General features: G+C 67.1%; 10 protein-coding genes. 6 read left to right on the top strand and 4 right to left on the bottom strand.

The features are described from left to right. On the top strand, positions 1–253 hold a 253-nt coding region (locus H162_RS35030), incomplete at its 5' end, for a hypothetical protein (RefSeq protein ID WP_040787993.1). Positions 254–331: 78 nt separating this feature from the next. Here the strand turns inward: H162_RS35030 and fmt are convergent. Next, complete coding sequence (gene fmt / locus H162_RS0122885; protein ID WP_020655823.1) at positions 332–1,282, bottom strand: methionyl-tRNA formyltransferase; 951 nt, start codon at positions 1,280–1,282, stop codon at positions 332–334. A gap of 13 nt (positions 1,283–1,295) precedes the next feature. Beyond that, positions 1,296–1,838 carry a peptide deformylase gene (gene def, locus H162_RS0122890; protein WP_020655824.1) on the bottom strand — a complete coding sequence of 181 codons (543 nt, stop codon included), beginning with the start codon at positions 1,836–1,838 and terminating at the stop codon, positions 1,296–1,298. 246 nt (positions 1,839–2,084) lie between these two features. On the opposite strand from def, the gene H162_RS0122895 reads away from it, so the two are divergent. The 5 genes from H162_RS0122895 to H162_RS0122915 all read left to right on the top strand — a co-directional run bounded on the left by H162_RS0122895 (position 2,085) and on the right by H162_RS0122915 (position 9,804). Then, entirely contained in the window at positions 2,085–3,179 is a 1,095-nt protein-coding gene (locus H162_RS0122895; RefSeq protein WP_026354968.1) for a LysM peptidoglycan-binding domain-containing protein, read from the top strand. A 7-nt stretch (positions 3,180–3,186) separates the two neighbouring features. After that, a complete protein-coding gene (gene dprA / locus H162_RS0122900) occupies positions 3,187–4,305 on the top strand; it encodes a DNA-processing protein DprA (protein ID WP_020655826.1) in 1,119 nt (372 codons plus the stop codon). Between the two features lie 210 nt (positions 4,306–4,515). After that, positions 4,516–4,974 (top strand): Smg family protein, encoded by a 459-nt coding sequence (locus tag H162_RS0122905; RefSeq protein ID WP_020655827.1) that lies wholly within the window; start codon positions 4,516–4,518, stop codon positions 4,972–4,974. Positions 4,975–5,247: 273 nt separating this feature from the next. Further along, positions 5,248–7,932, top strand: coding sequence for a DNA topoisomerase III (locus tag H162_RS0122910; RefSeq protein WP_020655828.1), 2,685 nt, complete (start codon positions 5,248–5,250; stop codon positions 7,930–7,932). Between the two features lie 237 nt (positions 7,933–8,169). After that, the gene (locus tag H162_RS0122915; protein WP_020655829.1) at positions 8,170–9,804 is read left to right on the top strand and encodes a methyl-accepting chemotaxis protein; all 1,635 of its coding nucleotides are present in this window, start codon (positions 8,170–8,172) and stop codon (positions 9,802–9,804) included. A gap of 253 nt (positions 9,805–10,057) precedes the next feature. On the opposite strand, the gene H162_RS0122920 is transcribed toward H162_RS0122915, so the two are convergent. Together H162_RS0122920 and H162_RS0122925 are read right to left on the bottom strand one after the other, a co-directional pair. Then, positions 10,058–10,264 (bottom strand): addiction module protein, encoded by a 207-nt coding sequence (locus H162_RS0122920; protein ID WP_040787995.1) that lies wholly within the window; start codon positions 10,262–10,264, stop codon positions 10,058–10,060. A 36-nt stretch (positions 10,265–10,300) separates the two neighbouring features. Then, positions 10,301–13,882 (bottom strand): ABC transporter permease/M1 family aminopeptidase, encoded by a 3,582-nt coding sequence (locus H162_RS0122925; RefSeq protein ID WP_020655831.1) that lies wholly within the window; start codon positions 13,880–13,882, stop codon positions 10,301–10,303.

A 13,882-nucleotide genomic window follows, 5' to 3' on the forward strand; every position in this document is an offset into this window, starting at 1 on the left:
CTTCCGCGGATTGGCCAAGGTAAAGGCACAGGCGCTGCTTGCCGCTGCATGCCAGAACATGAAGAAGATGGCGTGCCTGCTGGAACAGGCCTTGCGCCTATTTTTGCGCCGAAAATCAGGCTCACCGCGCCATCACAAGCTCTCGTATGGACTCCACACGGACTTGTTGCGGTACCAGCGAATTTTTTCGCCAGGTACGCTCCCAATGTCCTGGGCAAGCTGCCTCAAAATGCAACAAACCCTGCCTTCGTAAAAAAGACGGGGTTTGTCAGCGGTCTGAGGCAGCCAATGGCTGCCTTTTTATCATCGGGACGACCTGCCCGGCGGGGGATCAGCTGAACTGCAGTCCCGCCAGCGGGAAGCCCTTGAGGAATTCCTGCGCCGCCAGGCGCTTGCCGCCCGGCTTTTGCAGTTCCGTCAAGCGCAGGCAGCCCTCGCCGCAGGCGACCAGGATGCCGTGCTGGGCATCGGCCGCCAGCACCTGGCCCGGCGCGCCCTTGCCGGCGGCCGGCTCGGCGTGCCAGATCTTGACCGCCACGCCATTCGCCAGTCCCTGGGCCCCGGGGAAGGGATTGAAGGCGCGCACCTTGCGCGCCAGGTCTTCGGCCGGCAGGGTGAAATCGAGCCTGGCTTCTTCCTTGCTGATCTTGGCCGCGTAGGTCACGCCTTCCTCGGGCTGCGCCACCGCTTCCAGCCGGCCGGCGGCCAGTGCATGCAAGGCTTCGACGATCATGCGGCCGCCGAGCGCGGCCAGCTTGTCGTGCAGGCTGGCCGTGGTGTCGCTGTCCTCGATCGCGACGCGCTCGATCAGCATCATCGGCCCGGTGTCGAGTCCTTCCTCCATCTGCATGATGGTCACGCCGGTGTCCCGGTCGCCGGCCTCGATCGCGCGGTGGATCGGGGCGGCGCCGCGCCAGCGCGGCAGCAGGGAGCCATGGATGTTGATGCAGGGCTTGATGTCGAGGGTGCTGCGCGGCAGGATCAGGCCATAGGCGGCCACCACCATCACATCGTAGTCGAGCGCCGCCAGGCGCTCGTGGGCGGCGCGCGCTTCCTCGGCGCGTTGCGGGTCCTTGCTGTCCATGCGCAGGGAGAGCGGCTGCAGCACCTCGATGCCGTGCGCCAGGGCGTACTGCTTGACGCTGGACGCCTGCAGCTGCATCCCGCGTCCGGCCGGGCGGTCGGGCTGGGTCAGCACCAGGGGAATCTGGAAGCCGGCCTCGTGCAGGGCACGCAGGGCGACGGCGGCGAACTCGGGGGTGCCGGCGAAAACGACTTTCATGGGACCGGGCTCGTTAGCGGCGGCCGGAGGAGCGCTGTGCGGCTTCGCGCTCCAGGCCACGCTCTTCCTTGAGCAGCTTGGCCTTGATGCGGTTGCGCTTGAGCGGCGACAGGTATTCGACGAACACCTTGCCCATCAGGTGGTCCATCTCGTGCTGGATGCACACGGCCAGCAGGCCATCGGCCTCGAGCTCGAATTCCTTGCCGTCGGCGTCGTGGGCGCGCACCTTGACGCGCGACGGGCGCTCGACGCCGTCGTAAATGCCGGGCACCGACAGGCAGCCTTCGTCGTAGACCTGCTTTTCCTCGCTGGCCCAGGTGATTTCCGGGTTGATGAAGACGATGAGGCCGTCATGGCTGTCGGTCACGTCGATCACGATCACGCGCTCGTGCACATCGACCTGGGTCGCGGCCAGGCCCACGCCCGGCGCATCGTACATGGTGTCGGCCATGTCGGCGACCAGGCGGCGCAGGCGCTCGGTGCCGAATTCGGTCACTGGCTTGGCGACCTTGTGCAGGCGCGGATCGGGATAGCGGAGGATGTTCAGTAAGGCCATATTCAGGTAAGGGTGTCGGTTGTTCGGCGATGCTTGTACGGACAGAAACGCAACACATGGCCCGAGGAGCAAGACGCGGTTTGTCTTGCTAGTTCAGGGATTTATGTGCAGAATTTGATTCACTACGGCAACCCTTTTTGGCCAGGGAGCGGTTAAATCATGCTGTTCTCGTGCCACGGCTGGGCGGATCGGGCGGCGCAGCCAGCTGTCGGTCTCAACGCCGCACTTTACGGACGGACGTCTTCGATGAAAAATTTTAGCACAGTCGTGACCCGCGCAGCTGCCGCGGCCCTGGTCGCATGTGCCGCAGCCAGCGGGGCGCAGGCTGCCAACTGCAGCTTCCGCCCGGACGCTCCGGACCAGCACGTCGTGGTCAAGCGCGATACCCTGTGGGATATCTCGGCCACCTTCCTGCGCAACCCGTGGTGCTGGCCCCAGGTGTGGGGCATGAACCGCGATGAAATCCGCAATCCGCACTGGATCTACCCGGGCCAGGTGATCTATTTCGACCGCGCGCGCGGCCGCCTGTCCCTGAACCGCCCGGGAGCGGACGGCCAGGGCGAGCCGCCGCTGGCCAGGCTGTCGCCGCAGCTGCGCAGCGAATCGCTGGAACTCGGCGCGGTCCAGTCGATCCCGGCCGGCGCGATCGAACCCTACCTGACCCAGCCGCTCGTGATCGAGGCGGACGAACTGGCCGGCGCGCCGCGCATCATCGCGTCGCAGGAAGGCCGGGTCTACCTGGGCAATGGCGACCGTGTCTACGTGACCGGCGACCTGCGCGGCGCCGGCAGCTTCCAGGTGTTTCGTCCCGGGAATCCGCTGAAGGATCCGCAGACCGGCCGGGTGGTCGCGCACGAAGCCGCCTACCTGGGCACCGTCAGCCTGGTGGCCGAGGCCAGGCCGGGTGTCGACGCCCACACCTTCCGCGTCACCGACACGCTGCAGGAAATGGGCGTGGGCGACCTGCTGGTGCCGGCGCCGCCGAGCCCGGTGCGCAACTACGTGCCGCACGCGCCGCAACAGGCGGTCGATGCGCGCGTGATGTCGATCTATGCAGGCGTGAGCTATGCGGGACAGAGCCAGGTCGTCACTGTCAACCGGGGTTCGGTTGACGGACTCGATATCGGCGCCGTGCTGCAGCTTTATCATCTCGGAAGAACCGTGACCGACCCGGCCAGCAGGCGGGGTTTCCTGGGCATGGGCAAGACACTGATCAAGCTGCCGGACGAACAATACGGCAGCCTGTTCATCTTCCGTGTGTTCAAGAACGTCTCGTACGGCTTGATCATGCAAGTGACGGAGCCGGTGCAAGTCGGCGACGTGGCCAAGTCACCGGAGTAAAGCCGCCGTGCAGGACACGGACCCCCAAGCCCCTGCCGACCGCGCCGCCACCATCGCCGACTGGCTGCGCCTGGAACAGGCGGGCGGGGTGGGGTGCCGGACCGCCCACCAGCTCCTGGCGCGCTTCGGCTCGCCCGCCGCCATCTTCCGCGCCGGCCATGGCGCGCTCGCCGCGCAAGTCGGGCCGGCCCGGGCGCAGGCGCTGTGTTCGCCCGTTTCCCCCGCGCTGGCGCAGCGCATCGAGACCACCCTGGCCTGGCTGGCCCGGCCCGGCCACCACCTGCTCACCCTGCACGATCCCGCCTATCCGGCGCTGCTCGCCGCGATTCCCGATCCGCCGCTGCTGCTGTATGTAACCGGACGCCGCGAGCTGCTGGCGCGGCCCGCGGTCGCGGTGATCGGCAGCCGCAATGCGAGCCTGCAGGGCAGGGCGAACGCCGGCGCCTTCGCGCAGGCCTTGTCCGACGCCGGGCTGTGCGTCGTCTCGGGCCTGGCGCTGGGCATCGACGCCGCCGCCCACGAGGCGGCGCTGCGCGGGCCCGGGTCGACGCTCGCCGTGACCGGCACCGGCGCCGACCGCGTCTACCCGGCCCGCAACCGCGCGCTCGCGCAGCACATCGCCCGCGACGGCTGCATCGTCAGCGAATACGCGCTCGGCACGCCTCCCGTGGCCGCCAATTTCCCGCGCCGCAACCGCATCATCAGCGGCCTGGCCGCCGGCGTGCTGGTGGTCGAAGCCGCCGCGCAGTCGGGCTCCCTGATCACGGCCCAGCTGGCGGCCGAGCAGGGCCGCGAGGTGTTCGCGATTCCCGGCTCGATCCATTCGGCGCTGGCCAAGGGTTGCCACCGCCTGATCCGCGAGGGCGCGCAACTGGTCGAGACGGTCGACGAGGTGCTGGCCGCGCTGCATGCCTCGCCGCTGGCGGCGCCGGCGCCGGACCCGGCCGCGCCATCGGGCGACGCGGCCCTGCTGGCGGCGCTCGGGTACGGTCCGGTGGACCCCGACCGGTTGCTGCTCGAAGTGGGCTGCGATGCCAGCCTGCTGGGCAGCCGCCTGCTGGCGCTGGAGCTCGCGGGACAGGTCGAAACCTTGCCCGGAGGCCTGGTCCAACGGGTGTGTCGCTGAGTAGTTGCGGCCTCGCAATTTTGCTGTCGAGCTGCAAAAGACTTGTGCTTTACGGCAGCTGTTTATGAAATGAATTTTCTTGTTTTCATTGGGTGTTCAGTAAGCTGTACGATCGGATAAGGCCGTCAAACAACGTTTTGTTTAAGGCCCCGCGCAGCGTGCGCGCCAGACTTGTGCCGTAGCGAGCTTAGCTGCTACAGTAGCGTCACTATGTTCGATATCCTGGTCTACCTCTACGAGACGTACTATCGTCCCGACGCCTGCCCCGAGCCGGCAGCCCTGGCTCGCAAACTGTCCGCCGTCGGTTTCGACGACCTCGAGATTTCCGAGGCGCTGGACTGGCTGACCGGCCTGACCGAGATGGCGTCGGCCGAGCAGATCGATGCATCGACCGGCACCCGTTACTACGTCGACGAGGAGTACATCGAGCTGGGCAGCGCCGCGATCGGCTTCATCCAGTTCCTCGAAAGCGCAGGCGTGCTCGGCCCCGTGCAGCGCGAGATCGTCATCGAGCGCGCGCTGGCCTCCGACGAGTCGCCGGTCGCCCTCGGCAAGCTGAAGATCATCGTGCTGATGGTGTTGTGGAGCCAGGGCAAGGAGCCCGACGCGCTCATGTTCGACGACCTGTTCGGCGACGACGACGACCAGACGCCGCGCCTGTTGCATTAAGCGCAGGCTGTTTCTGCATCACACTAAAACGGGGCGCTCAGCCCCGTTTTTCATTGGCGCCGCCCCGTTTGCGGGCGCTCAATGACGTTGCGCGCACCGTCATCCGGCACAAGCCAGACTTGCGGGGAGCGCGAGAAGGCGCTTATCATTGGCCGCTCAATCCAGACCGTTACCATTCAGACACTACGGCAAACAGGCCGTCCCGCTCGCGAGCATGTATGATGCGCAAGCCGAGCCACACCCCACTATATAAATAGTACGACGAGAAACACTATGACCAAATCCCTCATCATCGCCGAGAAACCGTCGGTCGCGAACGATATCGCGAAGACGCTGGGCGGCTTCACCAAGCACGATGAGTACTTCGAATCCGACGAATATATTCTCTCGTCCGCCGTCGGCCACCTGCTCGAGATCGCGGTGCCCGAGGAGTACGACGTCAAGCGCGGCAAATGGAGCTTCGCGCACCTGCCGATGATCCCGCCGTATTTTGCGCTGAACCCGATCGCCAAGACCGAATCGCGCCTCAAGGTGTTGAACAAGCTGATCAAGCGCAAGGATGTGTCCACCCTGATCAACGCATGCGACGCGGGCCGCGAAGGAGAACTGATCTTCCGCCTGATCGCGCAGAACGCGAAGGCCAAGCAGCCGGTCAAGCGCCTGTGGCTGCAGTCGATGACGCCGACGGCGATCCGCGAAGGCTTCTCGCGCCTGCGCAGCGACGAGGAAATGCTGCCGCTGGCCGACGCCGCGCGCTGCCGTTCCGAAGCCGACTGGCTGATCGGCATCAACGGCACCCGCGCCATGACCGCCTTCAACTCGAAGGAGGGCGGCTTCTACCTGACCACCGTGGGCCGGGTGCAGACCCCGACCCTGTCGATCGTGGTCGAGCGCGAAGAGAAGATCAAGAAGTTCGTGCCGCGCGACTACTGGGAAGTGCGCGCCGAGTTCGTGTGCGCCGCCGGCGTCTACGAAGGGCGCTGGCTCGACCAGGGTTTCAAGAAGGACGAGAACGATCCCGAGAAGCGCGCCGAGCGCCTGTGGAGCAAGGCCGCCGCCGATTCGATCGTCGCCGCCTGCCGCGGCAAGCAGGGCAAGGTCAGCGAGGAGTCGAAGCCGACCACCTCGATGGCCCCGGCCCTGTTCGACCTGACCTCGCTGCAGCGCGAGGCCAACGGCCGCTTCGGCTTCTCGGCCAAGAACACGCTCGGCCTGGCGCAGGCGCTGTACGAAAAGCACAAGGTGCTGACCTACCCGCGTACCGATTCGCGCCATTTGCCGGAAGACTACATCGGCACCGTGAAGGGCACGATGGAGTCGCTGCTGCAGATCAATAACTACCACCAGTTCGCCAAGCAGGTGGTCGACAAGGGCTGGGTCAAGCCGAACAAGCGCATCTTCGACAACACCAAGATCTCGGACCACTTCGCGATCATCCCGACCGGCGTGATCCCGAAGAACCTGACCGAGCCGGAGCAGAAGCTGTACGACCTGGTCACGCGCCGCTTCCTGGCGGTGTTCTTCCCGGCCGCCGAGTTCCTGGTGACCACCCGCTTCACCGAAGTCTCGGGCCACCAGTTCAAGACCGAGGGCAAGGTGATGACCAACCCCGGCTGGCTGGCGGTCTACGGCAAGGACACCACCGGCGACGACAAGGACGGCGCCACGCTGGTGCCGGTCGCCAAGGGCGAGCAGGTGCTGGCCGACAAGCTCAGCGCCAACGGCCTGGTGACCAAGCCGCCGGCGCGCTATACCGAAGCGACCCTGCTGTCGGCGATGGAAGGCGCGGGCAAGCTGGTCGATTCCGACGAACTGCGCGATGCGATGGCCGGCAAGGGCCTGGGCACGCCGGCCACGCGCGCCGCCATCATCGAAGGCCTGCTGACCGAGAAATACCTGCTCCGCGAAGGGCGCGAACTGATGCCGACCGCGAAGGCGTCGCAGCTGATGACCCTGCTGCGCGGCCTGGGCGTGAACGAACTGACCGCGCCCGAGCTGACCGGCGAATGGGAATACAAGCTGGCCCAGATGGAGAAGGGCCGGATCTCGCGTGAAGAGTTCATGCGCGAGATCGCCCAGATGACCCAGATCATCGTCAAGCGCGCCAAGGAATACGACAACGACACGATCCCGGGCGAGTACGCGACCCTGCAGACGCCGTGCCCGAACTGCGCCGGCACGGTCAAGGAAAACTACCGCCGCTTCGCCTGCACCAAGTGCGACTTCTCGATGAGCAAGACGCCGGGCAGCCGCCAGTTCGAGATCGCGGAAGTCGAGGAACTGCTGAAGAACCGCACCATCGGTCCGCTGCAGGGCTTCCGCTCGAAGATGGGCCGTCCGTTCGCGGCGATCCTGCGCATCGTGCGCGACGAGGACATCCAGAACTTCAAGCTCGAGTTCGACTTCGGCCAGGCCGACGAGGAAGGCGAGGACGGCGAGGGCGTCGACTTCAGCCAGCAGACCCCGCTCGGCCCCTGCCCGAAATGCCAGGCCGGCGTCTACGAGATGGGCCTGGCCTATGTGTGCGAGCACAGCGTGGCCAAGCCGAAGACCTGCGACTTCCGCAGCGGCCGCATCATCCTGCAGCAGGAGATCCTGCCCGAGCAGATGGCCAAGCTGCTCAACGACGGCAAGACCGACCTGCTGCCGGGCTTCGTCTCGCAGCGCACGCGCCGCCCGTTCAAGGCCTTCCTGGTGCGCGCCAAGGACGGCAAGATCAGCTTCGAGTTCGAGGAGCGCAAGGCCAAGCCGGCCGCCAAGGGCAAGGCCGCCGCCGCGGGCGCCGACAATGCCGAAGGAGCGGATGGTGCGGAAGTCGCCGTCGCCGCGGTCAAGCCGGCCCGCAAGACGGCCGCCAAGGCCCCGGCCAAGGCGGCGGCGCCCAAGGCCGCGGCCAAGACCGCCGCCGCGCGCAAGGCGCCCGCCAAGCGCGCCAGCACGGCCGCCGCGAAGAAGTAATTCCGGACTGCTGCCGGCCACGAACCGCGAGCCTCATGGCTCGCGGTTTTTTTTCGTCCATCTTTTTGGAGAGCAGTGGTTCAATTAATGCATGACCGTAATATTTTTCTTCTCTGTTGATTGCATTCAAGTAATAATCATTACACACAACACTTGTCACAAGTTTCATTTCACCGGTACTGGCTCCCACAAGGCGCCAGCTTCATTTCATTCTCCTGAACCGTCCTGAAACCGCACATGAAATTATCCGATCTGAAAATCACCACCCGGATACACCTGGGCTTCGGTGTGCTGGCGGGCGTGACCGCGCTCGTCGTCGCCATTTCGTACGCCAACTTCGCGCGCCTCGAAACGGCCAACGCCAGCAACGTCCAGGCCTACGAGGTGCTGGACGAGGTCAACGGGGCGCTGAAGGCCCTGGTCGACATCGAAACGGGCGAGCGCGGCTTCGCCCTGACCGGCAAGGACGGTTCGCTGGCGTCCTACGAATCCGGCAAGCAGGCCTTCCAGAAGAGCCTGGACCGGGCGCTGGCGCTGACCGCCGCCGATCCGGACCAGCAGCAGCGCCTGAAGCAGCTCGGCCAGCTGCAGCGCGACTGGATGGCGCAGGCGATCGACCCCGTCATCGCGCTGCGCCGCGACGCCGTCGACGGCGACCTGGCGGCGGTGGTCGCCATGGTGCGGGCCGGGAAAGGCAAGGCGGGAATGGATGCGATGCGCGCCCTGGTCGCCGACATCACCCGGGAAGAGGACGCCTTGCTGGTGCAGCGCGGCGAGGAGGCCGCGGCGCTGCACGCCGGCATGGGCCGCATCCTGATCGGCGGCGGCGTGGCGGCGGTCGTGCTGGCCCTGTTCATGGCGGTGCACCTGGGGCGCAGCATCGGCGTGCCGCTGCGCCGCGCGGTCGATGTGGCAAGGCAGGTGGCGCAGGGCGACCTGAGCGCCGAGGTGCGGGTGCGCACGAAGGACGAGGCGGGCGCGCTGATGGCCGCCCTGCGGGACATGAACGGCTCGCTGGCGACCATCGTGTCCCAGGTGCGCGCCGGCACCGGGACCATCGAGATCGCGGCGCGCGAGATGGCGGCCGGTAACCAGGACCTGTCCGCGCGCACCGAGCAGCAGGCCGGCGCGCTGGAAGAGACGGCGTCCTCGATGGAAGAACTGACCTCGACCGTCAAGCACAATGCCGACAATGCGCGCCAGGCCAACCAGCTGGCCGCCAGCGCGGCCGACACCGCACGGCGCGGCGGCGAGGTGGTGTCGGAAGTCGTCAGCACCATGGGCTCGATCAACGAGTCGGCGCGCAAGATCGCCGACATCATCGGCGTGATCGACGGCATCGCCTTCCAGACCAATATCCTGGCGCTGAACGCGGCCGTCGAGGCGGCCCGGGCGGGCGAGCAGGGACGCGGCTTCGCGGTCGTGGCGGGCGAGGTGCGCAACCTGGCGCAGCGCTCGGCCAACGCCGCCCGGGAGATCAAGGCCCTGATCCAGGATTCGGTGGCGCGCGTCGAAACCGGATCGCGCCTGGTGGACCAGGCCGGGAACACGATGGGCGAGGTGGTGGCGAGCGTGCGCCGCGTGTCGGACATCATCGGCGAGATCTCCGCCGCCAGCGACGAGCAGCGCGCCGGCATCGAGCAGGTGAACCGGGCCATCGTCCAGATGGACCAGGTCACCCAGCAGAACGCGGCGCTGGTGGAGCAGGCCGCCGGCGCGGCCGAGGCGATGCGCGAGCAGGCCGGCGGCCTGGCGCAGCTGGTCGGCACCTTCCGCCTGGCGCAGGGCCGGGAGGCCGCCGCCACGGCGCGCAAGCCGGCCCTGCCGCGCAAGCCGGCCGGGGTAGGGCGCGAGCTGGCCCAGGTCGAATAGTGCTATTCAGGGTCAGGTCTGTCATTCGGACATCGCCGCACGACCTTTGCGAAATCTCAGAACGGCTTCGAATATTTCGAGACTTGTTTTCCTTGGCCTCGGTGAGCCGAGATCCCCTGGTTATTCGCTTCCTGATGAACCAGCGTTTTGAGATAGATCAAAGGTGCTTGACTGGTGTCCGAATGTCAGACCTGACCCTGAATAAAAAACCGCGGTCGGGCCGCGGTTTTTTCATGGATGGCGCAGGAAGGATTTAATCCTGCCACTCCTGCAGGGCGCCGATCGCCGCCTCGCCATTGCGGATCGCCTTGACCCGGCGCACCACTTCATTGCGCCACGCCTCGTCGGGGTCCTGGTTGGCGCCATCGATCTCCTGCAGCAGCATGTTCAGCAGCTCCTGTTTTTCCGACACGCTCAGCGTCTGGATCTGTTCGGCGATCTCGGCCACCCGGTTAGACATGATAGTCCTCATACGTTATATGGTTTGATCATAACGCTAGAATGTTTGGTTGTCGACTGGAACCATATTGTCTGTCGGTTTCCTGTCAATTAACTTGTTATCGGGATCGATCCCGGCCCGGCCGGGACGCATGCCGACCACCAGGGTCACCGTCTGCCGGGCCGCGTCGACCAGGCGCCGTTCGCGCGCCAGCGGATTGCCGTTGCGGTCGTCGACGCCGAACTCGATGTAGTCGCGCAGGGGCGCCGGTTTCTCGTCGCCCAGTTCGCCCGCGCGCACCTTGCCGGCGCTGGCGCGGATCGTGACCTCGTACTTGCCGTCCGGGCGCTGGCGCGCGCTGGCGCTCTCGGCGCGGTTCTCGTACAGGACGATGGACTCGAACAGGTCGTCGATCAGGTAGGCCTTGTCCGGCGGCGTCACCGCGCGCAGGCCCTCGATCAGGGCGCTGGCGGTCGGATAGGGCGCGCCGCGGCCGGCGTGCTGGGCCAGCAGCTGGCGCAGCACGCCATTCACCGTGTCCTCGCCCAGCATGTCCTGCAGCAGGTACAGCGCCAGGCTGCCCTTGCGGTAGTGGACGTAGTCCTGGTTCTCGTTGTGCCCCAGCGGCAGCTCCTTGCGGCGCTCGTGGGCGCGGCCCATCAGGTAGGCGTCCAGGTTGTAGCGCAGGAAGCGGCGCATCTTGTTCGGCCCGACCGCGCGCTTCATCACCATCAGGGCGGTGTATTCGGACAGGCTCTCGGTCAGCACGGTGGCGCCGCGGGTCCCGGCGCCGACCAGCTGGTGGCCCCACCACTGGTGCGCGGTCTCGTGGGCGCTGACGTAGAACGGGTAGTCGATGTCCTTCGGCGAGGTGGGGTCGACGCGGGCGATGAAGCCGGCGCTCTCGGAGAACGGGATGGTGCCGGGGAAGGCCTGCGCATACGCGGCGTAGCGCGGGAATTCGACGATGCGCAGCTCGCGGTAGGGATAGGGACCGAAGCGGCGCGCGCTGTAGTCGAGCGCCATCTGCGCGCCCTTGATCATGCGCTCGACGTTGAACTCGTGGCCCGGCTGGTGGAACACGTCGATCGTCACGTCCTGCCAGCGGTCGTGGCGCACCTCGTAGCGCGCCGACTGGAAGGCGTAGAAGTTCAGGATCGGGCGCTCCATCCGGTAGTGGAAGTAGCGGCGGCCCTGGTCCATCCATTCGCGCTCCAGGGTGCCGGGCGCCACCGCGATCTGGTCCGGGCTGGTGCTGACCACCGCGTCGAAGCCGATCCAGTCGGCGTCCACGCCGGCCAGGTTGTTTGCGCGCGCCGCCGGGTCGTCGCGCTCGGGCATGCGCTCGCGCGGCGGCAGGCCGTGGCGGCGGCGGTCGCGGTCGTCGTCCAGCTCGACCTGGGGCTGGTAGCCGATGCGCGGCAGGACCTCGTTGGTGAAGAAGCTGCCGTTGCCGACCACCGGCGTGTCGCTGGCCAGGCCGAGCAGGCCGCCCGGCGCGTAGTCGACCTTGAACTCGAGCGCCAGGCGCGCGCCCGGCGCCAGCGGCCTGGCCAGGCGGTAATGGTAGAAGCCGAGCTCGGCGTCGGCGCGCACCAGGGTCGCGGCCTGCGCGAAGCGCAGGTCCAGCCTGGCGCCGCGGCGCTGGTAGAGCACCAGGTCGGAGATCGGCTGGCCGCTGCGGTTCTCCAGCTGGTAGGCGCCTTTCACGCCGAGGGCGCGCTGCTCCGGATGGATCCGGACGTCGAGGCTGACATCGGCGATGCGCGGCTGCGGCAGCCGCGCGAAGCGGTAGTAGCGCTGTTCGTAGTGGGCGCGCGCGGATTCCCGCTGCCAGGCGGTCTGCCAGTCGCCGGCGGCCATCTCGTAGCACAGCAGGATGCCGGTTCCAACGAATACCGCGAGGCCGGCGCCGAAGCCGGCCAGCACCGGCAGCGACAGGTTGCGCCGCGCCAGCCGCAATCGCTCGCGCCAGCCGGCGTCGACCCCGCGCGGCCACAGCACGCGCGAGGCGACCAGCAGCATCAGCGCGGCGCCGGCCCAGTACAGCTGGAACATGTGCTCGCGCAGCAGGAAGTGGCCGTAGCCGTTCATCGCCGAGTAGCTTGCCTGCGGGGTGATACCGTACAGCAGCAGCGGATGATCCAGGCCGAAGCCGCCCAGGGTGGCGGTGACCAGGTAGTAGCCGATCAGGATGAAGTAGGCCAGGTACTTCTGGTTGACGATCACCTGCACCGCGATCGCCAGCACCGCCCACAGGGCGTATTCCGGCAGCCGCACCGTGAACAGCGACTGCAGGTACAGGCCCGGCTCGAGGCCGAAGTAGCCCTTGGACAGCTGGATCAGCATCCCGACCAGCATCGCGATCACGAGCAGGAAGGCTTGCAGGCCGACCAGGGCCAGGGTCTTGCCGGCCAGCGGCAGCCAGCTCGGGACCGGCAGCGCGTCGAGCATCTGGGACGTGCGCAGGTCGCGCTCGCGCCAGACCAGTTCGCCGGCGAAGAAGGTCGTCACCGTCAGCATGAACAGCGCATACACGTCGCGGATCAGGTCCAGCACCTTGTAGGTGACGGGGAGGGTGGCGGTGCCGTAGATGGCGCCGAGGTCGATCGCGCTGGCCACCAGCAGCAGCACGCCGCCCACCGCCAGCGCGGCGAAATAGACGTTCTTGACCGACTCGCGCAAGTTGTACCAGGCCGACTTGGCCAGCAGCAGGGCCAGGCTGCGGCCGGCGAAGTCGGGCGCCTCGCGCGTGTCGCCGTTGGCGGCCGCCGGTTCGGGCGCCGCCTCGTCCTGGCTGCGCTGGCGGCCGCGCACGTCGACATCGCCGATGAAGTGGAAGCGCCAGTAGCCGAGCAGCAGCACCACGACGCCGAACGCGGTCCAGATCAGGCGGTTCACCAGGTACACGCCTTCCAGGGTCACGGCGCGCGTGTTGCGCTCGGCGATCGGCCAGTATTCCGTCATGCGGATCAGCGAGGTGGTGCCGAAGGGGTCGATCAGCGCCGCCAGGGTCTTGTAGTCGAGGTCGCGCGCCAGCGAGGGAGCGATGATGTAGCCGATCATCATGACCACGCTGGCCACGTAGACCGGCAGCATGCGCCGGGTCAGGGCCGCCAGCACGAAGAAGATGGCGCCGAAGATGAAGGTGTTGGGCAGCAGCGTGAACAGGTAGGGCAGCAGCCAGGTCGAGAGCTGCGAGGGGCCGAGGCGGTCGGGTTCGATGCCGGGGATGAAGCTGCCCAGCCAGGCGCCCAGCACGATGCTGGCGAAGATCAGCGCCAGCGCCGCGAACGCGCCCAGGAAGCGCCCGAACACGTAGTCGTGCTTGCGGATCGGGGAGCTGAAGAAGAAGTGCTGCATCTCGTGCTCGAAGTCCTGCTGCACCGAGCGGCCCATCACGGCGGCCGTCACCACCACGCCGAAGCAGCCGAGGAAGGCGGCCGTGAGCGCGATCTGGCGCGGCGCGTTGATCAGGACCCGGCCGCCGAAGGACACCACGGCGTCGCGGAACACGCCGCCGGCGGCGGCCATCCACAGCATGGCGAGCGCCATGAACATGCCGAAGTAGACCCAGGTGGAGAGGCGCTTGAGGCGCTGCACCGCCTCGAAACGGGCAATGGAAAGCAGGGCGCCCAC

This window comes from Massilia niastensis DSM 21313, assembly GCF_000382345.1.
Taxonomy (GTDB): domain Bacteria; phylum Pseudomonadota; class Gammaproteobacteria; order Burkholderiales; family Burkholderiaceae_D; genus Telluria; species Telluria niastensis.

Bases quoted from the DNA above. Each gene is read 5' to 3' on its own strand.
- H162_RS0122920 (WP_040787995.1), bottom strand. From the start codon at position 10,264: ATGTCTAACCGGGTGGCCGAGATCGCCGAACAGATCCAGACGCTGAGC.
- def (WP_020655824.1), bottom strand. From the start codon at position 1,838: ATGGCCTTACTGAACATCCTCCGCTATCCCGATCCGCGCCTGCACAAG.
- H162_RS0122895 (WP_026354968.1), top strand. From the start codon at position 2,085: ATGAAAAATTTTAGCACAGTCGTGACCCGCGCAGCTGCCGCGGCCCTG.
- H162_RS0122915 (WP_020655829.1), top strand. From the start codon at position 8,170: ATGAAATTATCCGATCTGAAAATCACCACCCGGATACACCTGGGCTTC.
- fmt (WP_020655823.1), bottom strand. From the start codon at position 1,282: ATGAAAGTCGTTTTCGCCGGCACCCCCGAGTTCGCCGCCGTCGCCCTG.
- H162_RS0122905 (WP_020655827.1), top strand. From the start codon at position 4,516: ATGTTCGATATCCTGGTCTACCTCTACGAGACGTACTATCGTCCCGAC.
- H162_RS0122910 (WP_020655828.1), top strand. From the start codon at position 5,248: ATGACCAAATCCCTCATCATCGCCGAGAAACCGTCGGTCGCGAACGAT.